This window comes from Virgisporangium ochraceum (assembly GCF_016863655.1).
In the GTDB taxonomy this organism is placed as follows: domain Bacteria; phylum Actinomycetota; class Actinomycetes; order Mycobacteriales; family Micromonosporaceae; genus Virgisporangium; species Virgisporangium ochraceum.
On record NZ_BOPH01000069.1, the window covers coordinates 25780 to 50937 of the forward strand.

At 71.2% G+C, this 25158-nt stretch carries 27 protein-coding genes; 14 read left to right on the top strand and 13 right to left on the bottom strand.

Annotated features, from left to right (window positions below; all coding sequences use genetic code 11):
* Entirely contained in the window at window positions 1-366 is a 366-nt protein-coding gene (locus tag Voc01_RS23850; protein ID WP_203929751.1) for a hypothetical protein, read from the bottom strand.
* A 42-nt stretch (window positions 367-408) separates the two neighbouring features.
* Here Voc01_RS23850 and Voc01_RS23855 point away from each other — a divergent pair, with 42 nt between their 5' ends.
* Together Voc01_RS23855 and Voc01_RS23860 are read left to right on the top strand one after the other, a co-directional pair.
* Window positions 409-1185 carry an endonuclease/exonuclease/phosphatase family protein gene (locus Voc01_RS23855; protein ID WP_203929752.1) on the top strand — a complete coding sequence of 259 codons (777 nt, stop codon included), beginning with the start codon at window positions 409-411 and terminating at the stop codon, window positions 1183-1185.
* A gap of 58 nt (window positions 1186-1243) precedes the next feature.
* Entirely contained in the window at window positions 1244-2719 is a 1476-nt protein-coding gene (locus Voc01_RS23860) for a S8 family serine peptidase (protein WP_203929753.1), read from the top strand.
* Window positions 2720-2778: 59 nt separating this feature from the next.
* Here Voc01_RS23860 and Voc01_RS23865 read toward each other — a convergent pair whose 3' ends face one another.
* Together Voc01_RS23865 and Voc01_RS23870 are read right to left on the bottom strand one after the other, a co-directional pair.
* Window positions 2779-3525 carry an ATP-binding protein gene (locus tag Voc01_RS23865; protein ID WP_203929754.1) on the bottom strand — a complete coding sequence of 249 codons (747 nt, stop codon included), beginning with the start codon at window positions 3523-3525 and terminating at the stop codon, window positions 2779-2781.
* A gap of 73 nt (window positions 3526-3598) precedes the next feature.
* A complete protein-coding gene (locus Voc01_RS23870; RefSeq protein WP_203929755.1) occupies window positions 3599-4282 on the bottom strand; it encodes a phosphoribosyltransferase in 684 nt (227 codons plus the stop codon).
* A 107-nt stretch (window positions 4283-4389) separates the two neighbouring features.
* Here Voc01_RS23870 and Voc01_RS23875 point away from each other — a divergent pair, with 107 nt between their 5' ends.
* The 11 genes from Voc01_RS23875 (at window position 4390) to Voc01_RS23925 (ending at window position 13801) form a co-directional block, all read left to right on the top strand.
* Window positions 4390-4851 (top strand): phosphatase domain-containing protein, encoded by a 462-nt coding sequence (locus tag Voc01_RS23875; protein ID WP_239160442.1) that lies wholly within the window; start codon window positions 4390-4392, stop codon window positions 4849-4851.
* 88 nt (window positions 4852-4939) lie between these two features.
* Window positions 4940-5581: a sortase gene (locus Voc01_RS23880; RefSeq protein WP_203929757.1), complete on the top strand. Its 642-nt coding sequence runs from the start codon at window positions 4940-4942 to the stop codon at window positions 5579-5581.
* 75 nt (window positions 5582-5656) lie between these two features.
* A complete protein-coding gene (locus Voc01_RS23885; RefSeq protein ID WP_203929758.1) occupies window positions 5657-8218 on the top strand; it encodes a chemotaxis protein CheW in 2562 nt (853 codons plus the stop codon).
* 6 nt (window positions 8219-8224) lie between these two features.
* Window positions 8225-8683, top strand: coding sequence for a chemotaxis protein CheW (locus Voc01_RS23890; RefSeq protein WP_203929759.1), 459 nt, complete (start codon window positions 8225-8227; stop codon window positions 8681-8683).
* A 156-nt stretch (window positions 8684-8839) separates the two neighbouring features.
* The gene (locus Voc01_RS23895) at window positions 8840-9835 is read left to right on the top strand and encodes a hypothetical protein (protein ID WP_203929760.1); all 996 of its coding nucleotides are present in this window, start codon (window positions 8840-8842) and stop codon (window positions 9833-9835) included.
* 129 nt (window positions 9836-9964) lie between these two features.
* Entirely contained in the window at window positions 9965-11218 is a 1254-nt protein-coding gene (locus Voc01_RS23900) for a protein-glutamate methylesterase/protein-glutamine glutaminase (protein ID WP_203929761.1), read from the top strand.
* Complete coding sequence (locus Voc01_RS23905; RefSeq protein ID WP_203929762.1) at window positions 11215-12078, top strand: CheR family methyltransferase; 864 nt, start codon at window positions 11215-11217, stop codon at window positions 12076-12078. Before Voc01_RS23900 ends, Voc01_RS23905 begins: the two co-directional genes overlap by 4 nt.
* A gap of 4 nt (window positions 12079-12082) precedes the next feature.
* On the top strand, window positions 12083-12469 hold the full coding sequence (locus Voc01_RS23910; RefSeq protein WP_203929763.1) for a response regulator: 387 nt from the start codon (window positions 12083-12085) through the stop codon (window positions 12467-12469).
* Window positions 12466-12945 carry a chemotaxis protein CheX gene (locus tag Voc01_RS23915; protein WP_203929764.1) on the top strand — a complete coding sequence of 160 codons (480 nt, stop codon included), beginning with the start codon at window positions 12466-12468 and terminating at the stop codon, window positions 12943-12945. Before Voc01_RS23910 ends, Voc01_RS23915 begins: the two co-directional genes overlap by 4 nt.
* The gene (locus Voc01_RS23920) at window positions 12942-13304 is read left to right on the top strand and encodes a response regulator (RefSeq protein WP_203929765.1); all 363 of its coding nucleotides are present in this window, start codon (window positions 12942-12944) and stop codon (window positions 13302-13304) included. The genes Voc01_RS23915 and Voc01_RS23920 overlap by 4 nt, the downstream gene beginning before the upstream one ends.
* 8 nt (window positions 13305-13312) lie before the next feature.
* Window positions 13313-13801 (top strand): hypothetical protein, encoded by a 489-nt coding sequence (locus tag Voc01_RS23925; protein WP_203929766.1) that lies wholly within the window; start codon window positions 13313-13315, stop codon window positions 13799-13801.
* Window positions 13802-13909: 108 nt separating this feature from the next.
* Here the strand turns inward: Voc01_RS23925 and Voc01_RS23930 are convergent, their stop codons facing one another.
* Genes Voc01_RS23930 through flhA form a run of 3 tightly spaced genes read right to left on the bottom strand, consistent with a single transcriptional unit; the run spans window position 13910 to window position 18582 of the window.
* Window positions 13910-14182, bottom strand: coding sequence for a hypothetical protein (locus Voc01_RS23930; protein WP_203929767.1), 273 nt, complete (start codon window positions 14180-14182; stop codon window positions 13910-13912).
* The gene (locus Voc01_RS23935) at window positions 14169-16541 is read right to left on the bottom strand and encodes a hypothetical protein (RefSeq protein WP_203929768.1); all 2373 of its coding nucleotides are present in this window, start codon (window positions 16539-16541) and stop codon (window positions 14169-14171) included. The genes Voc01_RS23930 and Voc01_RS23935 overlap by 14 nt, the downstream gene beginning before the upstream one ends.
* Window positions 16519-18582 carry a flagellar biosynthesis protein FlhA gene (gene flhA / locus Voc01_RS23940; RefSeq protein WP_307781590.1) on the bottom strand — a complete coding sequence of 688 codons (2064 nt, stop codon included), beginning with the start codon at window positions 18580-18582 and terminating at the stop codon, window positions 16519-16521. Before flhA ends, Voc01_RS23935 begins: the two co-directional genes overlap by 23 nt.
* 165 nt (window positions 18583-18747) lie before the next feature.
* Between flhA and Voc01_RS23945 the strand changes: the two genes are divergently transcribed.
* Complete coding sequence (locus Voc01_RS23945) at window positions 18748-19974, top strand: EAL and HDOD domain-containing protein (protein ID WP_239160444.1); 1227 nt, start codon at window positions 18748-18750, stop codon at window positions 19972-19974.
* A 30-nt stretch (window positions 19975-20004) separates the two neighbouring features.
* Here the strand turns inward: Voc01_RS23945 and Voc01_RS23950 are convergent, their stop codons facing one another.
* The 7 genes from Voc01_RS23950 to Voc01_RS23980 are packed head-to-tail and all read right to left on the bottom strand — an operon-like array spanning window position 20005 to window position 25022.
* The gene (locus tag Voc01_RS23950) at window positions 20005-21081 is read right to left on the bottom strand and encodes an EscU/YscU/HrcU family type III secretion system export apparatus switch protein (RefSeq protein ID WP_203929770.1); all 1077 of its coding nucleotides are present in this window, start codon (window positions 21079-21081) and stop codon (window positions 20005-20007) included.
* Window positions 21081-21851: a flagellar biosynthetic protein FliR gene (gene fliR / locus Voc01_RS23955; RefSeq protein WP_203929771.1), complete on the bottom strand. Its 771-nt coding sequence runs from the start codon at window positions 21849-21851 to the stop codon at window positions 21081-21083. The genes Voc01_RS23950 and fliR overlap by 1 nt, the downstream gene beginning before the upstream one ends.
* The gene (gene fliQ / locus Voc01_RS23960; RefSeq protein WP_203929772.1) at window positions 21848-22117 is read right to left on the bottom strand and encodes a flagellar biosynthesis protein FliQ; all 270 of its coding nucleotides are present in this window, start codon (window positions 22115-22117) and stop codon (window positions 21848-21850) included. The genes fliR and fliQ overlap by 4 nt, the downstream gene beginning before the upstream one ends.
* 13 nt (window positions 22118-22130) lie before the next feature.
* On the bottom strand, window positions 22131-22904 hold the full coding sequence (gene fliP, locus Voc01_RS23965) for a flagellar type III secretion system pore protein FliP (protein WP_203929773.1): 774 nt from the start codon (window positions 22902-22904) through the stop codon (window positions 22131-22133).
* The gene (fliO, locus tag Voc01_RS23970; protein WP_203929774.1) at window positions 22901-23263 is read right to left on the bottom strand and encodes a flagellar biosynthetic protein FliO; all 363 of its coding nucleotides are present in this window, start codon (window positions 23261-23263) and stop codon (window positions 22901-22903) included. The genes fliP and fliO overlap by 4 nt, the downstream gene beginning before the upstream one ends.
* Complete coding sequence (gene fliN, locus Voc01_RS23975; RefSeq protein ID WP_203929775.1) at window positions 23260-24069, bottom strand: flagellar motor switch protein FliN; 810 nt, start codon at window positions 24067-24069, stop codon at window positions 23260-23262. The genes fliO and fliN overlap by 4 nt, the downstream gene beginning before the upstream one ends.
* Before the next feature lie 5 nt (window positions 24070-24074).
* On the bottom strand, window positions 24075-25022 hold the full coding sequence (locus tag Voc01_RS23980) for a flagellar motor switch protein FliM (protein WP_203929776.1): 948 nt from the start codon (window positions 25020-25022) through the stop codon (window positions 24075-24077).
* Window positions 25023-25158: the final 136 nt, after the last annotated feature.

A 25158-nucleotide genomic window follows, 5' to 3' on the forward strand; every position in this document is an offset into this window, starting at 1 on the left:
TCAAACCTCGCGGTAGTCGGCCGGCCGGGCGCCGGGGTTGGCGTTGAGCCAGGCCAGGTATCGGTTGTAGGCGGCCAGTTCGTCGTCGTCACCGTCGTCGGGCACCGGGACCGGTCGGGTCGCCCGCAACGGTGGCAGCTCCTCCCGGTCCACTGAAGATCCACGCGCGGACAGTTCGCGACGGACCTCCTTGACCCAGACGAACACCACGAACCCGGCGAACACCGGCCACTCGACGGCATACGCCCAACTGAGCATGTTGCCGCCGGCCGCCCGGCCGATCTGCCACCAGCCCAGGGCGAGGAACGCCACCACGAGCGTGACCGCCAGCACGTGGCGGACCAGCCAGGCCCGGGTCCAGAACACTCATCGAGCGTAGCGAGCAGTGCCGGCCCTAGGGTGGACCGGGTGCGCCTCGCGACGTTCAACGTGCTCCACGGCCGGTCGCTCGACGACGGGCTCGTGACGGCAGACCGGTTCCGGGCGGCCCTCGCCGCCGTCGACGCCGACGTCGTCGGGATGCAGGAGGTCGACCTCGACCAGCCCCGCAGCGGCGGCCTCGACCTCACCGCCCTCGCGGCCGAGGCGCTCGGCGCGTCGGACCACCGGTTCGCGGCCGCCGTCGTGGGCACGCCGGGCGAGGCGTTCCGGCCCGCGGGTCCCGATTTCGCGAGCGGAGCGGACGGCGAGCCGCAGTACGGCGTGGCCATCGTCAGCCGCTTCCCGGTGCGCAGGTGGCTGATCCACCGGTTGCCGGCGGCACCCACCCGCTCGCCGGTGCCGGTGGGTGGCCGGGTGCTGATGCTGCCGGACGAGCCGCGCGTGCTGCTGGCCGCCGTCGTCGACACGCCGCACGGGCCGGTGACCGTCGCCACGACGCACCTGTCGTTCGTGCCCGGGTGGAACGTGCGGCAACTGCGGCGGGCGGTGCGCGCGCTGCGGGCGCTGCCCGGCCCGCGGGTGCTGCTCGGCGACCTGAACCTGCCGGCCGGCGTGGCCCGGGTGGCGTCGGGGTGGCGGGTCGCCGCCCGGCTGCCGACCTACCCGTCGACCACCCCGAAGATCCAGCTCGACCACGTGCTCGTCGACCCGGCGTTCCCGGCGACGGTCGGCACGGTGTCCACGCCGGCCACGGGCGTCTCCGACCACCGGCCGCTGGTGGTCGAGCTCCACGTGCGGTCGTGACCGGGTAGCAACGTCAGCGCGACCGCGAACACCACCCGCCGCGCCGACCCTGGATGTCATGCGCCTGCGAGCATCCCTACTCGGCCTCGTCGTCGGTGCCGTGAGCCTGCTCGGCGGCGCCCCGGCGGCCGCGGCACCCGAACCGGCACCCGACCGCTACGTCGTGGTGCTCCGGTCGGCACCGTCGTGGGCGTCGGCCCGGGCGCTCGCCGAGCGCTACGGCGGCGTCCTGGAACAGGCGTTCCAGACGGCCCTGCCGGGCTTCTCGGCGCGGCTGACCACCGACGGCGCGCGTCAGCTCGCCCTCGACCCGGCGGTGGCGTCGGTGCAGCACGACCGGCCGGTGCGGCTCGCCGGCACCGAGATCACCCCGCCGTCGTGGGGGCTCGACCGGGTCGACGCACCGGGCATGAACGGCGCCTACACCTACGGCACCACCGCGTCCGACGTCACCGCGTACGTGATCGACAGCGGGATACGCACCACCCACACCGACTTCGGCGGCCGCGCCACCAGCGGCTGGGACTTCGTCGACGGTGACGCCGACGCCGACGACTGCTCCGGGCACGGCACCCACGTGGCCGGCACGATCGGCGGCACCCGGTACGGCGTGGCCAAGGACGTCTCGCTGGTCGCGCTGCGCGTGCTCGACTGCGAGGGCGCCGGCACCTACGCCGGCATCATCGCGGCGGTCGACTGGGTCACCGCGAACGCCCGGAAGCCGGCCGTGGTCAACCTGAGCTTCGGCGGGGAGAACTTCGCGCCGCTGGCCGCCGCGATCACCGCGTCGATCGCCAGCGGCGTCACCTACGTGGTGGCCGCCGGCAACGACAACGCCGACGCGTGCGGGTTCGCGCCGGCCAGCACGCCCGCGGCCGTCACCGTCGGTGCCACCGGCGAGAACGACGCCCGGGCGCCGTTCTCCAACACCGGCCCGTGCGTCGACCTGTTCGCGCCCGGCGTCGGGATCGCGTCGGCCGGCATCGCCGACGACTCGGCGACCCGTACCTCGAGCGGCACCTCGATGGCCGCACCGCACGTCACCGGCGCGGCCGCCCTCGTCCTCGCCGCCGACCCCGGCGCCGCCCCGGCCGAGGTCGCCGCCGCGCTGACCTCCGGGGCCCGCCCGGGCGCCGTCACCGACCCGGCCGGCGCACCCGACCTGCTGCTGCGGACGCCCGCGTCCCCTTGCGACGTGCGCACCAACGACTCCGACGCCGCGATCCGAGACCGGGGGACCGGCACCAGCGCGATCGGGCTCACCGGCTGCTCCGGCCGCGCCACGTGGGCGTCGGTCGAGGTGCACATCGACCACCCGCGCCGCGGCGACCTGGTGATCGACCTGGTAGCGCCGAACGGCAGCGTGAAGCGGCTGAAGCCGTCGAACCGGCACGACCGGGCGGCGGGCGTCGACGCCACCTACGCGGTGAAGCTGACCGTGAAGGACCGGGCCGGCACGTGGAAGCTCCGCGTGCGCGACACGACCAAGGGCGCCACCGGCCACGTCGACTCCTGGACCCTGACAGTCGCCTGACCCAGCGTGCCCGCCCCGTGCGCGGCCGCGCGTGGGGGCGGCGCGTGGGGGCGGGGAGGTTATGTGGGCAGGGTGGCCCAGACGACCTTGCCGTCGACGGTCGGGGTGGCGCCCCAGGCCCGGGACATGATGCCCACCACCAGGAGGCCGCGGCCGCCCTCGACCGTGGGCGGTACCGGTCCACCCGGTTTCGGAAGCCGCCGGCTGCGGTCGCGCACGGACACGTACACGGCGCCGACGCCGCGGGTGAGCGTGACCTCGACGGCCGCCGACGCCGCCGACGTGCCGTGCCGCACCGCGTTGCTCACGAGTTCGGTGACCACCAGCCGGGCGGTGTCGCGCAGCGCGGGCAGCCCCCACTGCGCGCACGCCTTGTCGACCAGTCGGCGCGCGGTCGCGGCGGCCGACTCGATCGGCGACAGACCCACCCGCAGCCGGGGCGCGTCGGCCTGCCTCGCCCGGATCGCGGCGGCACCGGCCAGCGCGTCGGGCAGGGTCGGGAAGCTCGGCAGGGTGCCGGAACCGACCAGCGACGCGCTGAGCGCCCGTGACGCGCCGCCGACCACCACCGTCGCACCGGGCCAGGCGTACGCCCGGTCGGCGAGGGCGAGCAGGTCGGCCTCGGCACCCTCGGCGACCGTGACCTTCGTGACGTCGAGCGCGACGATCTCCGGCTCGCTCGACAGCAGCTTGGTCAACGCCTCGTGCAGCACGGGCGCCGTCTGCGGATCGAGGGTGCCCGCCACCCGCAGGACGACCGGCTCGCCCGGTGCCGCCGCATCGAATTCCGCGGTCAGGCGGGTCATGGGGCGCACTTTACCGTGTGTGCGCGGAGTGCCGCCGGTTCGGTGGTGTGGCTACCCGGACGGGGTCGACCCTTCAGCCCGCGGTGGCCAGGGTGCGCTCGGCGCGCAGGATCCCGGTGATGTCCGCGTCGGTGAGCTCGGGGATGTCGCGGTACCAGAGCCCGGTGGCGCTGAAGCAGCACGGGCAGCGGAGGTGCACCAGCCCGTCGGCCTCGACCTCCAGCGCGCCGCTCGCCTCGGCCGCGCAGACCGGGGTGGCGAACACGAGGTGGGCCGGCATCCCGGCGTGCAGGGCGCGCAGCGCGGCCCGGGCCCGGACGCCGGTCTGCATGCCGTCGTCGACCACGATCACCGTCCGGTCGGCGACGTCGGTGGCCGGACGGCCGTCGCGGTACAGGTCGGCGAGGCGGAACAGCTCGGTCCGCGCGGCCGAGAGCGACGGCGCGAGGTCGTTCGTGGCGACGTCGGCGCGGGTCAGCTTGTCGTGGTTGATGACCATGGGACCGTTCTCCGCGATCGCACCGACCTTGAAGTCCGGCTTCCACGGCAGGCCGACGGCGTCGACGACGATCACGTCGAGGTCGGCGCCGATCGCCCGGGCCACCTCGGCGGCCACCGGGACCCCGCCGCGCGACATCCCGAGAACGAGCGGACGCTCGGCGACACCGTGCTCGCGCAGGTACCGGGAGATCTCGTCGGCCAGCGCCGACCCCGCCTCCGCGCGGTCAGCGAAGCGCTCGGACTCGTCTGGCACCATCGGGGCCTCCTCGAATATCGCCTGTACGTCACAGGAGTGCTACGGAGAGTACAGCTCAGCGGTTGCAACACCAGGGGTAGCGCGGGGATCCTCGTACGGTGCTCGCGGTGTTCGATGTCGACGGGGTGGTGGCCGACGTCCGGCACCGCCTGAAGTACCTGACCCGGCGGCCCAGGGACTGGGCCGGGTTCTTCGCGGCCGCGGGTGACGACCCGCCCCTGGAGATCGGCGTCGGCCTGGCCCGCGAGTGGTCGTCGTCGCACGACCTCGTGTGGCTCACCGGCCGTCCCGAGCATCTGCGCCGGGTCACCGAGCGCTGGCTGCGCGACCAGGGCCTGCCGGTCGAGCGCCTGCTGATGCGGCCGGCGCACGACCGTCGTCCCGCGAAGTTCTTCAAAGCGGACCGGGTGCGCGCGCTCGCGGCCGAGACCGAGGTCGCCGTGGTGGTCGACGACGACCCCGACGTGGTGGCCGAGCTGACCCGCCGGGGCTGGCCGGTCTACCTCGCCGACTGGGTGCCGCGGGCCGCCGCGCTGGCCGAGGCCCAGGACAAGGAGGGCCGCACCTGACCGGAGTGGCACCGCCGGGCTAAACGGGCAAAATGTCTATTCTGCTCAAGTGCCTGCAGCCTGGACGAATCTGAACGGTGCCCGCCTCATGCGCACGATCGCCATCGGGCTGATGGTGGTCGGGCTGGTCTTCGGGATCGGCGTGGCGTGGCAGTGGCTGGCCAAGGTGCGGCACATCTCGGCCGAGCAGGGCCGGCTCGAGGAGACCCTCACCTCGCAGTGGTCGGCCACCTGGACCGGCGCCGGCCGGACCCGGGTGAGCCGGATCCAGGGTGCCGCCACCGGCAGCCCGATCGCGCGGCTGCACCTGCCGACGATCAGCCAGACGCTGGTGGTGGTCGAGGGGGCCGAGGAGCCGCAGCTCGACAAGGGACCGGGCCGGCTCGCCGGCACCGCCCCGTTCGGGCAGCCGGGCAACACCGCGCTGGCCGGTCACCGGTACCCCGGGGTGTTCTGGAACCTCGACCTCCTGGAGGTCGGCGACCCGGTGGTGGTCGAGACCGCCGCGTCGTGGCTGGTCTACCGCATCGTCCGCACGGTGGTCGTCGAGCCGGTGGACGAGACGGTGCTCGCCGCCCCGGCGGGGGAGGGCCCGAGGATGCTCACGCTCATCACCTGCGAGCCGAAGCTGAGCACCGCGCAGCGCCTGATCAAGCAGGCGGAGCTGGTACGCACCGACGACAAGGGCGGCGACGCCCCGCGGGAGCTGAAAGCGAAGACGCGGCGCTGACCGGTGCGCAGAAGGTAGCAAAACAGTCTCAAGTCCGCCTGGGCCGTGCCGACAGGGGTATCGGCGAAGGGAGTCATGGTGGACGAACTGGGCGATATCGTTCAGGAGTTCCTGGTCGAGAGCCACGAGAACCTTGACCAGCTAGACCGGGATCTCGTTGCGCTGGAAGCGGATCCGAACTCGCGCGACCTCCTGTCGAGCATCTTCCGCACGATCCACACGATCAAGGGCACCAGTGGCTTCCTCGCGTTCAACCGCTTGGAGAAGGTGACCCACGTCGGTGAGTCGCTGCTGGCCCGGCTGCGCGACGGCGCCCAGTCGATGACGCCGCAGACCACCGACGCGCTGCTGCGCATGGTCGACGCGGTGCGCGAGCTGCTGGCGACGATCGAGGAGTCGGGCAGCGACCAGGGCGGCGACGAGGAGAGCCTGCTCGCCGTGGTCGCCGCGGTACAGGCCTGCATCGACAACCCCGGTGGCGGACCGGCACCGGCCGCCCCCGCCGCGGTGCACGCGTCCGAGGCGGCGACCGAAGCGGCCGTGGTGGCCGGCAGCGCCGTCCAGGACGCCGTGGCCGCCGGTGCCGCCGCGGACGAGGCCGCCGAAGCGGCGGCCGCCGCGCTCGGTGCGGCCGGGGTCGCGGCGGTCCGGGCCGACGCCGCCGCCGGTGCGGCCGTCGTCGCGACGACCGTCGCCGAGGCCGCGGCCATCGACGCCGCCGCCGTCGCCGCGGCAGCGGCGGAACAGGCCGCCGCGGAGAAGGCCGCCGCCGAGGAGCTCGCCGCCCGCCGGGCGGAGGAGGCCGAGAAGGCGAAGGGCGACGGCGAGCCGGCACCCGCGCCGGCACCGAAGAAGTCCGGCGGGGCCGCCGGTGGCGAGGGCGACGCCGACGGGCACGCCCGGCGCAGCATCGCCGACAGCTCGATCCGCGTCGACGTCGACCTGCTCGACACGCTGATGCGGCTCGTCGGTGAGCTGGTGCTCACCCGCAACCAGATGATCCGGGCGATCGGCAGCGCCGGCGACCCGCACATGACCCGCACCGGTCAGCGGCTCAACCTCATCACCAGTGAGCTGCAGGAATCGGTGATGAAGACCCGCATGCAGGCGATCGACAACCTGTGGTCGAAGCTGCCCCGGGTCGTCCGGGACCTCTCCGGAAGCCTCGGCAAGCAGGTCCGCCTCGCGATGGAGGGCCGCGAGACCGAGCTCGACCGGAGCCTGCTCGAAGCCGTCAAGGACCCGCTGACCCACCTCGTGCGCAACGCGGTCGACCACGGCATCGAGGGTCCGCAGGCGCGCCGTGACAAGGGCAAGAACCCCGAGGGGACGCTGACGCTGCGCGCCTACCACGAGGGTGGCCACGTGGTCGTCGAGGTGTGCGACGACGGATCGGGCATCGACCCCGACCGCATCGCCGAGGTGGCGATCCAGCGCGGCCTGCTGACCCGCGACCAGGTGGCGACGATGGAGCGCCGCGAGATCCTGATGCAGGTCTTCCGGCCGGGCTTCTCCACCGCGAAGACGGTCACGAACGTCTCCGGCCGCGGCGTCGGCATGGACGTCGTCAAGACCAACATCGAGCGGATCGGCGGCGCGGTCGACGTCGAGAGCACGCTCGGCGTCGGGACCACGTGGCGGCTGACGATCCCGCTGACGCTGGCCATCATCCAGGCGCTGACCATCGAGTGCGGCGGCCAGAAGTACGTCATCCCGCAGGTCGCCGTCCACGAGCTGGTGTACCTCGACGGCCAGGGGGGACGGGTGATCGAGCACGCCATGGGCGCGCCGGTCTACCGGCTGCGGGGCAAGCTGCTGCCGCTGGTCCACCTCGACCACGTGCTGGGCGTGCGGTCCGACCACGACACCGCCAACCGCGACGTCTACGTGGCGGTGCTGGCGGCCGAGGGCCGCAAGTTCGGCCTGGTGGTCGACCGCGTCCTCAACACCGAGGAGGTCGTGGTCAAGCCGCTGAGCTCCCGGTTCAAGGACGTGGGCGTGTACGCCGGCGCCACCCTGCTCGGTGACGGAACGGTGGCCCTGATCCTCGACGTGGCGAGCCTCGCCCGCCGCTCGCACCTCGCCGGCGACAAGGCCGAACGGGCGCAGCAGCAGGAGACGACGACGTCGCGCGCCACGAGCGGCACCGTCGACCGGCTGCTCATCGCCGGTGTCGGCGACCGCCGGGTGGCGATCCCGCTCGACATGGTGACCCGCCTGGAGGAGTTCCCGGCCGAACGGCTCGAACGCGTCGGCAACCGCGAGGTCGTGCAGTACCGCGAACAGATCCTGCCGGTGCTGCGCCTGGCGCACCTGCTCGGCACGTACCCGGCCGAGGACGGCGCGACCGTTCCGGTGGTCGTCTACACCGAGCGCGGGCGCAGCGTGGCGCTCGCCGTCGACAAGATCCTGGACATCGTCGAGGACGTCGTGGAGGCCCGCAGCGAGGTCGGCGACGACGGACTGCTCGGCTCCGCCGTGATCCAGCAGCGCGTCACCGAGCTGCTCGACGTGCGCCGGGCGATCCTCGCGGCCGACCCGCGGTTCAACGAGACCGAGGACGCGTACGGCGGCTACGAGGGTGCCGAGTACCAGGGCTACGAGGACTACCAGGGCCAGCAGATGGCGGGGGTGTGACGGGGGATGGGCAGTCGCCAGTACGCGACCTTCGAGGTCGACGACCAGCTCTTCGGGGTGCCGGTCGCCATCGTCCAGGAGGTCCTCAGCTTCGACGAGTACACCCCGGTGCCGTTGGCGCCGCAGGCGGTCGGCGGGCTGTTCAACCTGCGCGGCCAGGTGATCGCGGCGGTCGACCTGCGGGTGCAGCTCGGCGGCCCGCCGCGCGACCGGGACGGGCCCGCGATGAACGTGATCGTGCGCCAGGACGACGAGTCGGTGAGCCTGCTGGTCGACCGGATCGGCGAGGTCGTGCAGCTCGACGACGACGCGTTCGAGCCGCCGCCGGACACGCTGCACGGCCCGACCCGCGAGCTCATCAACGGCGCGTTCAAGCTCGACGGCCGGCTGATGCTGGCGCTGGACACGGCCCGGGCGACCGACACCGGGTCCGGCGCGGAAGCGGCCGAACTTCACTCTTCGTGATCGTCGGGCAGCGCACGGCACCGGTCATACCCGCGTTGATCTCGGCGTTGTCATCCGACCGGCCAACTTGTCGGTAGCGGAGAGTAGTCGCAGACCCGTTCGGTGGATTGTCGGTTGCAACCCGGTTGCTGAAGACTGTGCGTTGTGTACAGCCTGGTGAGTGCCCCCGTACTGGGATTCGACCTGACCCGCCTCGACGGAGGGGCGGCAGCGGCCGACGTGCTGCTGCGCGCCCTCACGGTGACCGCGGACGACCTGCCCGCGATCGCCGCCGCCCAACCCGACGAGTGGAGCCGCGTGGGCCACTGGCTCGACGTCGACTCCGCCGCCCGCACCCGTCGTCGCGTGTCGGCAACGGCGACGAGTGCTACCTCGGCCTCGGGCCCGGCGTCGCCTGGACTGAGGAGCGCAGAGAGCGAAGCGACCGGAGCGACGAGGGAAGGCGACGCCTCCCAGGGCCCGAGGCCCGCGCGAGCGGAGGCGAGCGCCGATCTTGCAGCCACGTTGGCCGCCCTCGAGCGGGCGCCGATCGGCACCGTCGACGGTCTGACCCACCTCGTGCGGCACGACATCTTCGACTGGACCTGGCGCCGGCACCCCGGCGGCCTGTCGCAGATCAAGCCGGCCGACAAGGCCGCCGCCGTCGTGTGCGACGCCGCCGCGGCCGCCTACCTCTGGGAGATGCTGCCCGACGCCACCCGCCGCGAGCTCACCGCGCCGTGGCTCACCGCGATCAGCGGCCTTCCGCAGCGCGCCGTCGACCTGGGCCCCCAGGCCACCGCCGTCGACGCGTTGGTCGAGCGGGTCGCCGGCATGTCGCCGCAGCTGGTCCGCAAGCTCGGCGCCGCGTCGGGCAAGGCCCGCCCGGCGCTGGCCGACTGGGCGCAGGCCGTGCACTCCGCGTCGTGGTCGGTCTTCGTGGCCGGACGCGTGCGCGCGTCGGCGGCCGCGCAGCTGATGCTGGTGCAGGCGGTCGAGAACGCGGGCGTGCCGGTGGCCGACCGGGCCAGCGGCGTGTGGAACCTCCTCAGCGGCGCGGTGCAGGCGCTCGTCGTGCGCGACGTGCTCGACGGCCCGACGCTCTACCGGCTGCTCGACCCGGTGGTCTCCGTGCTCGGCCCGGTGGTCGTTCCGCGCCGCCCCGTGGACTGACAGCCCCGCGGGCTGACAGTGGGTTACAAACTGATCGCGGAGAGTTCTCAAGCGGTAGGTATCGGGCGCCGATAAGAGGTCGGGACCTGACAGCGGCTCCGCGCTGTCCCCGTCACTGGAGGCGCGCGCGTGATCTCGGTGCTGGTCGTGGACGACTCGGTCGTCGTCCGTCGCCTGATCACCGATGCCCTCGCGGATGATCCGAAGATCAATGTGGTGGGCACCGCCCCGAACGGGAAGGTCGCCCTCCAGAAGATCGAACAACTGAAACCGGACCTGGTCACGCTCGACATCGAGATGCCGGTCATGGACGGTTTGACGACGCTGCGGGAGCTTCGGAAGAAACACCGGGCACTCCCGGTGATCATGTTCAGCACGCTGACGGCCAACGGCGCCGCGGCGACCCTGGACGCTCTCTCCGCGGGCGCCAGCGACTACGTGACCAAGCCGGCGAACGTCGGCAGCGTCAGTGAATCCATCCGGAGCGTGCGCGAGCAGCTCATCCCGCGCATCCACGCGCTCACGGGCCGGCGGTCGGGCCCACCGGGACCACCCGGTGGCGGACCCGGCCGGCCGCCACCCGGAGCACCGCCGCGGGCACCGGCCTACCCGTCCCGGCCGGGTCCCGCCGCGGTGCGAACGCCCCCGCCGGGTGCGCCGGCCGGCGCTCCCGTGCGTCCCGGAGCACTGAACCGACCGCCCGCCAGCGTGACGGCCGCGACCGGCCCGGCCACGGCGGGCCCGGGCCGCCCCGCCGCCGCACCGCGCGGCGGCGGCAAGATCGAGGTGCTCGCCGTCGGCTGCTCCACCGGCGGACCCGACGCGCTGACCCGCGTGATGAGCCGGCTGCCCGGCAGCTTCCCGGTGCCGGTCGTCGTCGTGCAGCACATGCCGCCGGTGTTCACGAAGATGTTCGCCGAACGGCTCGACCGCAACTGCCCGCTGACCGTCGTGGAAGCCACCGGCGACATGCCGCTGGAAGCCGGAACGGTCTACATCGCACCGGGCGACTTCCACATGGAGATCCAGCGGCAGGGCACGGTGGTCGCCACGAAGTTGCACACCGGCCCGCCGGAGAACTTCTGCCGCCCCGCCGTCGACGTGCTCTTCCGGTCGGTGAACCGGGTCTACGGCAAGAGCACGCTCGCGGTGATCCTCACCGGCATGGGACACGACGGCCGCGAAGGCTGCTCCCACCTCGCCCGCTCGGGTGCGGAGATCGTGGCCCAGGACGAGGCGACCTCCGTGGTGTGGGGAATGCCGGGCGCGGTGACCAACGCCGGTCTCGCATCGGTCGTCCTGCCCCTCGACGACATCAGCAACCACGTCATGACCCGCGTCAACGGCGGACGCACCGCCAGGTCCATGGAGGTGATCCGATGACGCTCAGCGCGAGCGAGTTCGCGTACGTGAGCCAACTCGTGCGCCGCGAGGCGGCGATCGTGCTCGAACCCGGGAAGGAGTACCTGGTCGAGGCGCGACTGACGCCGGTGGCCCGCCAGTGCGGTGCCGCCACGGTGTCGGAGTTCGTGATGCGCGCCCAGCAGAAGCTCGATCCCGAGACGCAGCGCCGCATCATCGACGCCCTCACCACCAACGAGACCTCGTTCTTCCGTGACGGCGAACCGTTCGCGGCCATGACGAACCTCGTGCTGCCGGAGCTGATCTCGAACCGGTCGGCCACCCGCCAGGTACGGATCTGGTCGGCCGCGTGCTCCAGCGGCCAGGAGGCGTACACCCTCGCCATGCAGATGGAGGACAACCTCCCCGGCGGCTGGACCTACGAGATCGTCGGCACCGACATCTCCACCGAGGTGCTCGCCAAGGCCGAGGCCGGCAAGTTCAGCCAGCTCGAGGTCAACCGCGGGCTGCCGGCGACCTCGCTGGTCAAGCATTTCGAGCGGGTCGGCGCGCACTGGCAGGTGTCGCAGAAGATCCGCCGCAACGTGTCGTTCAAGCGGCTCAACCTGGCGTCGTCGTTTCCGCCGATGCCGCACTTCGATGTGATCTTCATCCGCAATGTACTGATCTACTTCGACGTCGCAACCAAGCGGGCCGTACTCAACCGGGTGCGGGCACTGCTGAAGCCGGACGGCTGGCTGTTCCTCGGCTCCGCCGAGACGACGATCGGAATCGATGAGCAGTTCGACCGTGTGGTGACCGGACGCACCTCGGCCTATCGCCTGCGTTCCGCCGCCGCCAAATCTGCACCAACGCCGCTCGGCGTGGCAGGAAAGAGGTGACGCTATGCAGGCAATGGTGATCGACGACTCACGTGCGATGCGGCTGATCCTGGCCCGCATCGCCGGCCAGTTGGGATTCGACGTCATCCAGGCGGGTAACGGCCGCGAGGCCCTCGACAGGCTCGAGGAGCTCGACGAGACCCCCGAGCTGGCGCTCGTCGACTGGAACATGCCGGAGATGAACGGACTGGAGTTCATCCTCGCGGTTCGCAAAGAGCCGAAGTACAAGTCGATGACGCTGATGATGGTGACCACCGAGAGCGAGCAGGGCCAGATTGTCCGGGCGCTCGCCGCCGGCGCGCACGAATACGTGATCAAGCCGTTCACCCCGGACGCCATCGTCGAGAAACTCGCGTTGCTGGGTCTGGTGAGAAATGGGGTTTCGGCATGACCACCCACGAGATGCCGCAGGAGTCCGACCTGTGGGCGATCACCGAGATGATCTGGGCGTCCTACCTGGACCCCTTGGGTGAGAACCCGCTCATGGCCGGTCCGGCCCCGGCGAACGCCGACGACGTGCACGGCTCCGTGTCGGTCACCGGCGCCTGGGACGGCCAGGTCGTGGTCACCTTCTCGCAGGTCGCCGCCCAGCGGGCGACCGCGGCCCTGCTCGGTCTGGAGACCGACGAGGTCAGCGCCCCCGACGTCATGGACGCGGTGGGCGAGCTGGTCAACATCATCGGCGGAAGCGTGAAGAGCCTCATGCCGCAGCCGACCGTCCTGTCCCTGCCGTCGGTGCGCACCGGGCCGGCGGTGGACCTGCCCGGCACCGAGATGCTGCGCCTGACCGGCACCTGGATGGACGAGCCGGTGACCATCGCCGTGCTGGAGAGCGCGGACGCCTACGTAGGGGGGAGTGCCCGATGAAGATCCTGATCGCGGACGACAGCCGGGTGATGCGGCAGATCGTCACGCGGACGCTGCGCCAGGCCGGCTACGAGGGCCACGACCTCGTCGAGGCCGAGAACGGCAAGGAGCTCTACGACACCGCGATGGCGCAGAAGCCCGACCTGGTGCTCTCCGACTGGAACATGCCGGAGATGAACGGCCTGGAGGCGCTCAAGGCCGTCCGGGCGGGCGGGCTCACGATGCCGTTCGGCTTCGTGACCACCGAGGGCACGCCCGAGATGCGCAAGATGGCCGAGGACGCCGGCGCACTTTTCCTGATCACGAAGCCGTTCACGGCTGAGAGTTTCAAGGAAATGTTGGACCCCATTTTGGGATGATATGAGGCATGCCGCGCGAATTGCCCGTTCCTAAGAACGTCAAGGACCTGTTCGACGAGCTTCTCGGTCGGCCCGTCACCGTCGGGCCGACCGATCCCATGCGCGCCCCGGATCTCCATGCCAAGCCTTTGAGCTGCCTCTACGTCGACGACTCGCTGACCCTACGGGCGATCATCGCGATGGACCTGAAGCTCGCCGCCTACTCGGGCGCCGCGCTGGGCCTGGTGCCCGCGACGGCCGCCGAAGCGAGCATCGAGGAGCAGGAACTCAGCGAGACCATCTCGGAGAACGTCGCGGAGGTCTGCAACATCATGAGCTCGATGCTGAACCACGAGGGGGAGGCGCGGGTGAAGGTGCACCAGACGTACCTGCCCGGCCAGATGCCCCCGGCGGACGCGATCGGCTACATGTTGGCGTTCGGCCGCCGCCTGGACCTGATGATCGACGTCCAGGGCTATGGCGCCGGCAAGATCTGGATCACGCTGGCAAAGAACTGACACGCTCCCGCGCGCGCACCCCACCCCGTGCGCCGATCTCGCACTTGTGGCCGCCCTTTCCTGGGATATTGCCCGGTTTGGGGAGGGCCACAACTGCAAGATCGGCGGCTACGAGCGCACCGGCGGATCGCCCTCGATCGGTTGATCGGGCTGGCGGTCCGTCCTGCGTCGCAGCATGTTCGTGATGAGCGGCTCCGGCCCCGACCCGTAGTCGCGGGTCAGGGCGCGGAGAATCGCCAGCAGGATGGCCGCGACCGGTACACAGATCAGGTACCGCAGCGCCGCGTCACCGATGGGGGTCTCGCCCTTCAGCATGCTCAGGATCGCCGGGCTCGCCATGAGCGCGGCGACCGTCAGCACGAGCGGGCTAGCGATCACCACCGGAGAACTCCTCTTCGAACAGGCGGCGGCAGAGCAGCGCGGCCCATCCGTGCGGGCCGGCCGGCTGACCGTCCAGCAGTGCCACCGGAACACCCAGCGCGAGCGGGCTGGCCGGGTCGGCGGTCGCCTCCAGCGCGTGCACCGCGAGCGCGTCGACCCGGGGCAGCGACCGCAGCTGCCGCGCCACGTCGGCGGGCTTGCGGGTGGCGTCGACCGCGCACCACACGGCGTCGGGCCGCAGCGCGACCACGACCTGCTGCACCCAGCTCGTCGGCGCCGGCGCGTCGACGCACACCAGCCGCGGCTGGTCGCCGCCGCGCAGCCGGGCGGCCTGGCGGCCGGCGTCGCCGGGGTCGGCGATGTGCCGTCCCACCTGAGGCGACTCGCTGGCGATCAGGATGCGGTCGGCGTCGAGGCGCAGGATCCGCGCGACGTCCTCCGCCACCGCCAGCGCCCCGGCCAGCTCCCCGATGATCGTAATGATCATTCCGGGACCGGAGGGCAGCGCCGGCGCGCCCGGCTCGTCGAGCAGCGCCCGCACGATCGACGGGTACGCCTCGCCCAGCGGGAGGCGGTCGACCACCCGCTGCGGCAGCCCGAGGTCGGCCAGCTTCTGCGGCAGCGGGGTCTCGGTCGGGATCGTCTCCAGGTCCCCGTACGACAGGAAGTGGTTGGGACGCCGCGGATCCGGCGACAGCGGCCGGGTCCGCGCGGGGTTGGCCGCGCTCCTGGCCGTTCCACCGTTCTGCGCTGCGCCGTTCTGGGCTGCGCCGTTCTGGGCTGCGCCGTTCTGGGCTGCGCCGTTCTGGGCTGCGCCGTTCTGGGCTTCGCCGTTCTGCGCGCCCGCGTGCTGCGCGGCTGTGCCGTGCGCCGCCGTACCGTGTGCCGCCGCACTCTGTACGGGAGCGTTCTGGGCGGCCGGACTGTGTGCGGCCGCGTTCTGCGTGGCCGGGTTCTGGTTGGGCGCGGTCCGGGCCGGCGTCTGGTTGTGACCGGCCGCGGGCCTCGTACCCGCGGTGGCGACACCCGCGCGAGCGGCCGGCGGCGCCTCGGGAGCACCCTTGGCGGGCGCGAAGATCGGATCCATCGAGAACTCCACCGTTTCGGCACTGGTCGGTGCCGACTCCTGCCGCAGACCTGCGGGCAGGGCCGACTCGATAGCGCTGTGAATGGCACTCGGCGGGGTCTGTGCCGACTGAACATGGGCCGACGTCGTTGGTGCGTGCTGTTGCGTGGCCTGACCGTGCGGTGCTGCTTGGCCGTGTACGGGGGCGATGCCCTGTGCGGCCCCGTGAGGGACGCCGTGGGACGTGCCGTGGGACGTGCCGTTGGTGATGCCATTGGCCATGCCGTGACCGTTCATGGCGCCGTTCGCTGAACCGTTGGCGGCCCCGTTGGCGGCCCCGTGGACGGCCCCGCCAGCGGCACCATTGGCGACCCCGTTGGCGGCACCGTTCATAGAGCCGTTCGAGGTTCCGTTCGTGGAACCGTTCGTGGAACCGTTGGGACCGTTGCCGTTGACGCCCCGCAGCTCGGCGAGCACCTCGTCGAAGCCGGCCGGGGCGGCGGCCGGGTCCGGGGCGGCACCACCCACCGACGACGAGTCGGGCGTGGCGGCCTCCCGCTGGGCGAGCAGCGCGAGCAGCTCGTCGACCTCGGGACCCTGCTCCGCCCGTCCGCCACCGGCACCACGCGCGGCGATGGCGGGAGCGTTCGCCGGCCGGCCGGCCGACGCCCCGTTCGTGCCGTTGCCCATCGCGCCGCCGGCCGCCGCGTTGCCGTTGCCGTTGCCGTTGCCGTTGCCGGCCAGCGTGGTGCCCACGCCGTTGCCGGGCATGCCGTTGCGGCTCGTGGCCGCCGGATAGGCCGGTAGGTTTCCGGCCTCCGGGCGGGCCGAAGGCGCCACCGCCGGCGAGGCCGCCGGCGTCGCCGCAACAGCGGGCGCCACCGGAGCAGCGGGCGCCACCGGAGCAGCGGGCGCCACCGGAGCAGCGGGCGCCACCGGAGCAGCGGGCGTCGCCGCAACGGCTGTCGTCGCCGTCACCGCGGGGGGCGCCGCCACAGCGGGCGCCGCCGTCACCGCGGGGGGCGCCGGTACCGCGGGCGATGCCGCCCGTGGGACGGCCGGCTGCGTCACGCCAGCAGCGCCCATGGCGCCTACCGCTACCGGGGCGTCGGCGGGCTCGTCGTCGGAGAGCTCGACCGTCAGCTCGTAGCGTTCGGCGCGTAGCAGGCCGGTCAGGCCACCTGCCCGCACCCGCTCCGCGGAGACGATTTTGGCGCGCGTCCCGTGCTCCTCGCGCACCTGCGCGAGCAGCTCCTGCAGGTCGCCGCCTTCAAGCAGCAATCGAGTGGGCACCGCTTACCACCCCAACAGTTTCGATCCGGAATGTGCATTTCGCGATCTCGGCGTACGACAAGATCGGTAGCCGGGGGACAGCCACGGCCGTAAGGCGCCGCAGCGGCATACGCAGTTGCGGCGAGACCACGACGACGGGCGTCGTGCCCTGCTGCTCGGCCGCTTCGAGCAACCGGTTCATGTCGCCGATGAGCGACTCGGCCCGGTGCGGGTCCACCAGGAGCTGAAGGCCGGCGTCGGTGGGACGCAACGACTCCAGCAGCGACTGCTCCAGCCGCGGCTCCAGCGTGATCGCATACAGCGTCCCGTCGCTGAGGTGCCGGGCCGCGATCGCCGGGCCCAGCGCGACACGGGCCGCCTCGAGAAGGCTGTCGTGGTCGGTGGTCACCTTGGCGACCAGGGACAGCGACTCGAAGATCCGCACCAGGTCGCGGATCGACACGCCCTCCTCGAGCAGGCCCGCCAGCACGCGCTGGACCTGTCCCAGGGAAAGCAGAGCCGGTGTCAGTTCCTCCACCACTACAGGATGCGTGCGTTTAACCACTTCTGTGAGGCTTCGTACATCTTCGCGACCGAGTAGACGCGAAGCGTTGGCACGCACGACTTCTGCGAGGTGCGTGATGATCACTGAGGCGCGGTCGACCACCGTGGCGCCACTCAGCTCGGCCTGGTGCCGCAGCTCGGCGGGCACCCACTTGCCGGGCAGTCCGAACACCGGTTCGACACCGGCGCGGCCGGGCAGGAAGTCCAGCCCCTCGCCGATCGCCAGCACCGTGCCGGGCGGCGCCTGGCCGGTCGCCACCTCGACGCCCGAGATGCGGATCGAGTACGTCGACATCTCCAGCGTCAGGTCGTCGCGGGTGCGCACCGGGGGCATGAGGATGCCCAGTTCCAGCGCCACCTTGCGGCGTAGGGCGCGCACGCGGTCGAGCAGGTCGCCGCCGCTGGTGTCCACGAGATCGACGAGGTCGGGCGCGAGAGCGAGCTCCAGCGGGTCCACCCGCATTTCGCCCATGAGCGCCTCGGGGGAGTCCGGCGGCGGCAGGTCCGGTTGGACCTCCTCCTCCGCGGTCTCCATCGCCGCGATGTCCGCCGCCTTCGGCAGGCGCTGGGCGAGGAGCAGCACCGCGCCGCCGACGACGAGGAACGGCAACTTCGGCAGGCCGGGAATGAGGCACAGGGCCAGCGCGGCGCCGCCACCGATCTGCATCGCCAGCCGCTGCCGGGCGAACTGCGACACGACCGTGGTGCCCAGGTCGCCCTCGCCGGCGGCGCGCGTGACCATGAGACCGGTCGCGACCGACAGCAGCAGCGCGGGGATCTGCGACACGAGGCCGTCGCCGATGGACAGGAGACTGTAGGTCTCCACGGCGTCCATCGCGTCCATGCCCTTCTGGAGCATGCCGACCGCGAACCCGCCGATCAGGTTGATCAGCGTGATGATGATCGCGGCGATCGCGTCGCCCTTGACGAACTTCGAGGCACCGTCCATGGAGCCGTAGAAGTCGGCCTCGGCGGCCACCTCCTCGCGGCGTCTGCGGGCGGTGTTCTCGTCGATGAGACCGGCGTTCAGGTCGGCGTCGATCGCCATCTGCTTACCGGGCATCGCGTCGAGGGTGAAGCGGGCGCCGACCTCGGCGACGCGCTCCGCGCCCTTGGTGATCACGATGAACTGGATGATGACCAGGATCGTGAAGATCACGAGACCGACGATGAGCGACCCGCCGACCACGAAGTGGCCGAAGGCCTCGATGACGTCGCCGGCGAAGCCGTCGAGCAGGACGAGCCGGGTGGCGCTGATGTTGAGCGCGAGCCGGAACAGCGTGGCGACCAGCAGGATCGCGGGGAACGAGGAGAACTCCAGCGGCCGGTTGACGAACATCGCGACGAGCACGATGAGCATGGCCGCGGTGATGTTCAGCGCGATGAGGATGTCGATGAGCAGCGTCGGCAGCGGCACGACCATCATGACGATGATCAGCACCACACCTATCGGCACGACAAAGCGGCCGATCCGACCAGCTCCCACGCGCACCCCCACCTAGGTCGGCGCCGAGCAGATGTCAGGCACCGTGTCAATTCGGAGCGCCGTCCTGGCAGAGAAATTTCGCCGTCCTGGCAGTCGTCCGATCGGCCACTCCTGCGCAGGGTTGAGCTTTTTCTTCACTCAGTGCCGCGGGTGCCGATCCGGACCTGCGTGACCCTCGTGACTGAAGCAGCCGGCGCCAGCGGACTCGTCCACATCGGCCGCCAGCCGATCCATGACCGCACCGGTGCGATCGTGGCGTACGAGCTTCTGTTCCGGGGTGCACGGACGGCGGTCGCCGCGACCAAGTTCGACGCGTACGCCACCACGCAGGTCATTCTCACCGCGTTCCAGGAGTTCGGTCTGGAACAGATCGTCGGTGACCGACGGTGCCTGCTGAACATGACCCGCGAGTTCCTCGTCGGCGACCTGCCGCTGCCGTTCGAGCCCGATCGGGTGGTGCTGGAGGTGCTGGAGACCGTCGAGATCGACGAGGAGGTCATCGCCGGCGTGGCCACGCTGGCCGCCCGCGGGTTCAAGATCGCACTGGACGACTTCGTCTGGGGCAGCGGGCACGAGCGCCTCCTGGGGCTGGCCTCGTACGTGAAGCTGGACGTGCTCGGCGTGCCGCTCCCGGAGGTACGGAAGGCATTGGACGACGTGCGGCGGTACCCGCACATCCAGGTGCTCGCCGAACGCATCGAGGAGCAGGATCAGCTCGACGCGTTGATGGCCATGGGCTTCGACTTCTTCCAGGGGCACATCTTCGCGCGTCCGCAGACGCTCACCGCCGTGTCGGTGAACCCGTCGCGGCTGCGTCGCCTGGAGCTGTTCACCGCTCTGTCGGCGGCGGACACCGACATCGACGAGGTGGTGCCGATCGTCACCGCCGACCCGGCCCTGTCCTTCCGGGTGCTGCAGGCGACTAACTCGGCCGCGATCGGCCTGACCCGCAAGGTCTCGTCGGTGCGCGAGGCGGTGACCGTGCTCGGCGCCGACCGCATCCGCCAGTGGGTCGTGCTGCTGATGGCGAGCGACGTGGCGGAGGCGTCGCCCGAGCAGCTCGCCGGAACCCTGACCCGCGCCCGGCTCTGCCAGCTGGTGGCCCGGCACGCCGGCGCCCCGATCGACGCGGCGTTCACGGTGGGACTCCTGTCGGGCGTCGCCGACCTCGTGGCCGAGCCGATCGAGGAGCTGGTGCCGCGGCTGCCCGTCACACCCGAGATCGCCGCGGCCCTGACCGGCGGCTCCGGCCGCCTCGGCGCGGTGCTGGCGCTGGTGCGCGCGTACGAGCGCTCGGACCTGCCGGCGCTGGCGGTGTCGCCGATGTCGGCGAGCGAGCTCGCGCGCGCGTACCTGTCGGCGGTGGGCTGGAGCGAGGCCGCGCTCGCGGGGATCATGAAGTAGCGCCGGTGCGGTCGTTCATGCCGAAGCCCGTCACACCACCGGCTGGCGGTGCAGGCCCGCCGCCGCGCCCTTCGCCTTGAGCGACATGACGAACGCCAGCACCCGGGCCACCGCCACGTACAGCTCCGGCGGGATCTCCTGGCCGAGCTCGACCGTCTTGTACAGCGTGCGCGCCAGCTCGTGGTTCTGCACCAGGGGGATGCGCAGCTCGGTCGCCTTCTCGCGGATCTTCGCCGCCACGGCGCCGGCGCCCTTGGCTATCACGCGGGGCGCGCCCAACGCCTGGTCGTAGGCGAGCGCCACCGCCACGTGCGTCGGGTTCACCATCACCACGTCGGCCTGCGGGAGGTTCGACATCATGCGGTTGCGGGCCATCGCGATCTGCTTGGCCCGGATCGCGCCCTTCAGGTGCGGGTCACCTTCGGTGTTCTTGTGCTCCTGCTTGATCTCCTCCTTGCTCATGTAGATCTGCTTGTTGATGCGGCGGCGCGCCATCGCGTAGTCGGCCGCGGCCATCACCAGGCCGGCCGCGGCGGCGTACCGCATGAGACCGACGGCGGTGTCGACGACCAGTTGCAGCAACGACTTCAGCGGCAGTGACCCGTGCGCGATGACCGCGGGCACCAGGTCCTTGATGCCGAAGTACAGCACCAGCCCGAGCACCGCGGTCTTCACCGTGGTCTTGACGGCCTCCCACGCGGCGTGCCCGCCGAACGCGCGCTTGATGCCGGGAAACGGGTTGAGGCGGTTGAACTTCGGCATGAACATCTTCGCCGGGAAGTGGATGCCGCCCTGTGCCGCACCGGCCACCAGACCGAGCACCATGAGCCCCACGCCCAACGGCAGCAACGCCTTTCCGGCCTCGGTCATGCCGGTCTGGAACAGCTCCTGCGCCCGTTCGATGTTCGGGTCCTCGGCTATCCCCACACCCCGGCGGAAGATCTCCGTGGCGCTGTTCATCATGTCCTCCAGCGCCATCGGGACGAGGAAGCTGGCGAGCAGCATGCCGGCCCAGGCGCCGAGGTCGGGGGTCCGGGCGATCTGCCCCTCGGAGATCGCCTTCTTCTTGCGTTGCGCTGTGGGCTTTTCTGTCTTCTCACCGGACACTAGGTCCCACCCACCAGGTCGACGACGGCCCGCACGGCGCGCTCCATCAGCCCGTTGAACGCCTGCGGCAGCAGCACCAGCGCCGTGCTCGCGATCAGCAGCGTGAGGCCGATCTTCACCGGGAAGGCCAGCGAGAAGACGTTGAGACCGGGGGAGACCCGGGTGAGCAGACCGAGCGCCACGTCGGTGCAGAACAGCACGGCGACGAGCGGACCGGCGATCTGCATCGCGGCGAGGAACATCTGGTCCATGCCGGTGGTGAGCAGACGCGCGAGCGCCTCCCACGAGAACACCTCGCCGACCGGTAGGGCCCGGTACGAGGTGGCGAAGCCGCGCACGACCATCGCGAACCCGTCGGTGGCGAACAGCAGCGCGGTCGCCAGGATGTTGTAGAACCGGCCGAACACCGCGTTTGCCGTCCCCGAGAACGGGTCGAACGCCGACGCCACGGAGAAACTGCCGAACAGGTCGATCATGCTGCCGGCGGCCTGGACGGCGGCGAAGAACAACGCGGTGATGAACCCGAGCGCGGCACCGACCACCACCTGCTCGGCGGTCGCCCGGACGAACGCGCCCATGTCGGCGGTCGACGGTGCGCTCGCCACGAGCGCCGGCGCCACCGGCAGCGCGATCGCCACGCTCACGAGCGCCTTGACCCGCGCCGGGATCTGCCGGGAGTTGAACGGGGGAACAGCCATCATCCAGGCCAGCGCCCGCACGGACGCCAGCAGGACGGCGATCAGGAGATCCTCCGCGACCCCCAGGTTCATACGAGCAGCGACGGGATCTGTTCGAACAGGTTCCGGGTGTAGGTGGTCATCTCGTGCAGCATCCAGTTGCCGCTCAGCAGCAGGGCCACCCCGACGCCGGCCGCCTTCGGCACGAACGAGAGGGTCGCCTCCTGGATCTGGGTCACCGACTGGAACAGGGAGATCCCGAATCCCAGGATCAGCGCGGTGAGCAGGATCGGCGCGCCGAGCTTCAGCGAAATCTGGAACGCCTGCATCCCCAGAGTGACGACTTCGTTGTCGGTCATGCTGATCAGCCCCCTACTGATAGCTGGCGACCAGGGCCGTGATGATCAGGCCCCATCCGTTCACGAGCACGAAGAGCAGCATCTTGAACGGGAGCGACACGGTCACCGGGGGAAGCATCATCATGCCCAGGGACATGAGTGCCGCCGATACGACCATGTCGATGATCAGGAACGGTATGTAGATGACGAAGCCGATGATGAACGCCGCCCGCAGCTCGGAGAGCGCGAACGCCGGGATCAGCGTGGTCAGCTCGACGTCGTCCTGGTTCTTCGGTAGCGGCTTGTCGGCCACCTTGGTCAGCAGCGCGATCTCTTCCTCGCGCGTCTGCTTGAGCATGAACGCGCGGAGCGGCTTCACCCCGTCCTCGAAGGCGACCGACTGGCTCTTCTCGCCCTTGAGGTAGGGCTGGACGCCCTGTTTGTTCATCTCACTGACTGTCGGCCCCATGATGAACAAGCTGAGAAAAAGGGCGAGCCCGGCTATCACCTGGTTGGGTGGCACGGTCGTGAGGCCCAGGGCGTTGCGGGTGATCGACAGCACCACGAACACCTTGGTGAACGCCGTTGTCAGCAACAGGATCGCGGGCGCCACCGACAGGATCGTCAACGCGATGATGATGATGATCGAGTTGCTCGGTTTGCCGCCGCCGACGTCAATGTTGATTCCGGGCGCCGGTGAGGGCGGGGTGGGCGGCGTCGGCGGCGAAGGCGCCGCCTCGGCCGCGGACACCCAGAGGACCAGGAGCAGCAGACCGAGGCCGGCGCCGGTCACCAGTCGCCGGGTCATCTCCGCCCTCCCCGGATGGCGTCCACCGCGCGGCGCCAGGTCGAGGGGGAGAGCGCGGAGCCGGACAGCGCGTCGAGGGGGACCGGCTCGCGGACCTCGTGCGTGGGCGCCTCGATGGTGGCGGGGTCGGTCTCGGCCAGCAGTGTGACGTTCTGGTCGGTGACGCCCAGCACGTAGGCCCGCGTACCGACGCGGACCACGGCGACCGAGGCCCCACGGGTCAGCGGCTGACGCGCCAGCACCGCGAGGGCACCGGCGTTGCGGCCACCCAGCGGGCGCCGGGCCATCCTCGCGAGCAACCACATCAGTCCCAGCACCGCCACCAGTGCCAGGAACATGTTGACCGCGACTTCGATCATGCGACGATCTCGGTGATCCGGATGCCGAAGTTCTCGTCGATCACCACCACTTCCCCCCGGGCGATCAGGCGGCCGTTGACGAGCAGGTCGGCCGGTCCGCCGGCCAGCCGGTCGAGCTCGATCACCGCGCCGGGCGCCAGCGACAGCAGGTCGCGCACGCTCATGCGGGTGCGGCCCAGCTCCGCGGTGACCTCCATCTCGACGTCGTGCAGGAGTTCGAGCCCGCCGCGTACCACGGGTGCTCCCCGCGGTCCCGGTGTCAGGGGCGCGAACCCGGCCGGCACCGCGCCGACGCCGTCCATGCCGTCCATGCCGTCGTCGAGGTCGCCCTCCAGCACGTCCTCGTCGTCGACGCCGGCTCTACCGGTCCCGCCGATCTGACGGTCGATGACGAGACCGATGAGCGCGCGTACCTCGTTGTCGGCGGCCTCGTCGACGAGCGGAACCAGCAGCCCGCCCGCGTCGACGATGCTCTGCATGGCGACCGCCGGATCGCCCTCGACGCCCGGGTCGACCACGACCGGACCGAGCGTGGCCGCGGCCGCCTCCAGCGCCGGCCGTACCGCCTGCGTGATGTCCAGGGCGCCGAGGGGGCTCAGTGCCAGCGCGCCGACCAGCTCCGGCCCGACCATCACGGCGATCTCGCCCTGGGCGGAGCCGGTGAAACGGGCGCTGATCGCCTGACCGAAGAGTTCGACCGGCTCGTTGATCGGCGTGCCCACGGCGAGCGGCGTGGGGGCGGGCAGCAGCCCCACGGCCGCCTCGGCGGCGGCGCTCGCGCGCGCGTCGGTCAACGCAGAGGTCATCTGTTTCAGTCCTCCTTCGGCGGCGGGACCACGAGACAGGCCAGGCGGTTACCCGAGCTACCGGCGACGGCGTGCGCGAACGTGACCCCGTGGGAGGTGACCGCCAACGGCGAGGTGACGGGGTGCTCCAGCGGCACGATGTCGCCGGGGCGCAGCGTCACCAGGTCGCGCGGTGTCATCAGCACCGAGTTGAAGCGCACCGAGACCTCCACCGGTGCGCTGCCCAGCCCCGCGGTCATCGCCCGGAGGGCGGCGTCGCGGGCCTGCCGTTGCGCGTCGGTGAGCTCCACGCCGTCGGAGTCGGGCCGGAGCTTCGGAAAGATCGACGCGAACGGCATGCAGATGGTCGCGACGCACTCCTGGCTGCCCACCTTCATCTCGAACGAGGTGACGATCATCGCGTCGGACGCGGCGGCGTTCTGCGCGAACTGCGGGTTGTACTCCAGCCCCACGATCTTCGGCGCGCTCAGCTCGACGATGTGCTCGAACGCGAACCTGAGTTCGCCGAACACCCGGTCGAGCATGCTGTTCACCAGAGGGACCTCGATGTCGGTCAGTGGTCGTTGGGGCTGTTTCCCGCCGGGACCGCCGAGCATGTGGTCGACCCATGCCAGCGCGGTGGTGAGGGAGAACTCGAAGATGGTGACTCCGGGCAGCGGCTCCATCTCGATCATGAACATGCACGTCGGGTTGTTGAGGCTGGCGATGTACTCGTCGTAGGTGACCTGCTCGATGGACAGGAGGCTGACCTGTGAGACGGCGCGCAGGGTACTCGTGAGCAGAGTGGTGTACTGCCGCGCGAACGTCTCGTAGGCGACCTGGAGCGTGCGGACGTGCTCCCGTGCGAGCTTCGTCGGGCGCCGGAAGTCGTACTTCTCCGGCCCGGCGGACTTGGCGCGCCGGTTGCCCCGCCCGGCCGACCGGGTGCCGGTCTTAGGCGCCGAATTGCTCACAGTCGGCCCATCGGCAGCCCATTTGCCGGGTTAAGAAAAGTCCGTCCGGATGCCCTTCGCACGGGGCTGGCCCCGACACGCCGGACTCCGGTGGCCTCAGGGGAGCCACCGGAGCCGCGCGTCACACCGGATGTAT

What these genes read in the sequence shown, in the direction of transcription:
- Voc01_RS23860 (WP_203929753.1), top strand. Translation starts at nt 1,244, where the DNA reads ATGCGCCTGCGAGCATCCCTACTCGGCCTCGTCGTCGGTGCCGTGAGC.
- Voc01_RS23865 (WP_203929754.1), bottom strand. Translation starts at nt 3,525, where the DNA reads ATGACCCGCCTGACCGCGGAATTCGATGCGGCGGCACCGGGCGAGCCG.
- Voc01_RS23870 (WP_203929755.1), bottom strand. Translation starts at nt 4,282, where the DNA reads ATGGTGCCAGACGAGTCCGAGCGCTTCGCTGACCGCGCGGAGGCGGGG.
- Voc01_RS23880 (WP_203929757.1), top strand. Translation starts at nt 4,940, where the DNA reads ATGCGCACGATCGCCATCGGGCTGATGGTGGTCGGGCTGGTCTTCGGG.
- Voc01_RS23885 (WP_203929758.1), top strand. Translation starts at nt 5,657, where the DNA reads ATGGTGGACGAACTGGGCGATATCGTTCAGGAGTTCCTGGTCGAGAGC.
- Voc01_RS23890 (WP_203929759.1), top strand. Translation starts at nt 8,225, where the DNA reads ATGGGCAGTCGCCAGTACGCGACCTTCGAGGTCGACGACCAGCTCTTC.
- Voc01_RS23905 (WP_203929762.1), top strand. Translation starts at nt 11,215, where the DNA reads ATGACGCTCAGCGCGAGCGAGTTCGCGTACGTGAGCCAACTCGTGCGC.
- Voc01_RS23910 (WP_203929763.1), top strand. Translation starts at nt 12,083, where the DNA reads ATGCAGGCAATGGTGATCGACGACTCACGTGCGATGCGGCTGATCCTG.
- Voc01_RS23915 (WP_203929764.1), top strand. Translation starts at nt 12,466, where the DNA reads ATGACCACCCACGAGATGCCGCAGGAGTCCGACCTGTGGGCGATCACC.
- Voc01_RS23920 (WP_203929765.1), top strand. Translation starts at nt 12,942, where the DNA reads ATGAAGATCCTGATCGCGGACGACAGCCGGGTGATGCGGCAGATCGTC.
- Voc01_RS23925 (WP_203929766.1), top strand. Translation starts at nt 13,313, where the DNA reads ATGCCGCGCGAATTGCCCGTTCCTAAGAACGTCAAGGACCTGTTCGAC.
- fliR (WP_203929771.1), bottom strand. Translation starts at nt 21,851, where the DNA reads ATGAACCTGGGGGTCGCGGAGGATCTCCTGATCGCCGTCCTGCTGGCG.
- fliQ (WP_203929772.1), bottom strand. Translation starts at nt 22,117, where the DNA reads ATGACCGACAACGAAGTCGTCACTCTGGGGATGCAGGCGTTCCAGATT.
- fliP (WP_203929773.1), bottom strand. Translation starts at nt 22,904, where the DNA reads ATGACCCGGCGACTGGTGACCGGCGCCGGCCTCGGTCTGCTGCTCCTG.
- fliO (WP_203929774.1), bottom strand. Translation starts at nt 23,263, where the DNA reads ATGATCGAAGTCGCGGTCAACATGTTCCTGGCACTGGTGGCGGTGCTG.
- fliN (WP_203929775.1), bottom strand. Translation starts at nt 24,069, where the DNA reads ATGACCTCTGCGTTGACCGACGCGCGCGCGAGCGCCGCCGCCGAGGCG.